Source organism: Pseudomonas azerbaijanoccidentalis, from assembly GCF_019145495.1.
In the GTDB taxonomy this organism is placed as follows: Bacteria; Pseudomonadota; Gammaproteobacteria; order Pseudomonadales; family Pseudomonadaceae; genus Aquipseudomonas; species Aquipseudomonas azerbaijanoccidentalis.
Map to the genome: position 1 here is coordinate 1 of NZ_JAHSTU010000026.1, position 457 is coordinate 457.

Below are 457 nucleotides of genomic sequence, written 5' to 3' on the forward strand. Positions count from 1 at the left end.
GAAAGTCGAAGCGCCTGCTGCACGCAGCGCGGGTATCAAGGTCAAGTCGGTGGCTGAACTGGTCGAGAAACTGAAAAACGAAGCGAAGGTAATCTAAATGACTATCTTGGTTATTGCTGAACACGACAACAAAGTACTGGCTCCGGCCACGCTGAACACCGTGGCTGCTGCCGTTAAAATCGGTGGTGACATCCACGTTCTGGTTGCAGGTCAGGGCGCTGGCGCCGTGGCTGAAGCCGCGGCGAAAATCGCTGGTGTGAGCAAAGTCCTGAACGCTGACAACGCTGCCTACGCGCATCAGCTGCCGGAAAACGTCGCTCCTCTGGTAGCAGAGCTGGGCAAGGGCTACAGCCACATCCTGGCTGCCGCTACTTCCAACGGCAAAAACATCCTGCCGCGCGTTGCCGCTGCACTGGACGTTGACCAGATCTCCGAGATCATCTCGGTAGAAAGCGCC

The 457-nt window shown here is 57.3% G+C and carries 2 pseudogenes; both read left to right on the plus strand.

Features of this window, described 5'->3' with window-relative positions:
- Positions 1–97: pseudogene (locus tag KVG88_RS30960) on the plus strand (electron transfer flavoprotein subunit beta/FixA family protein); the annotation flags it as partial.
- Positions 98–457, plus strand: a pseudogene (locus KVG88_RS30965) (electron transfer flavoprotein subunit alpha/FixB family protein); the annotation flags it as partial. It abuts the pseudogene before it with no gap.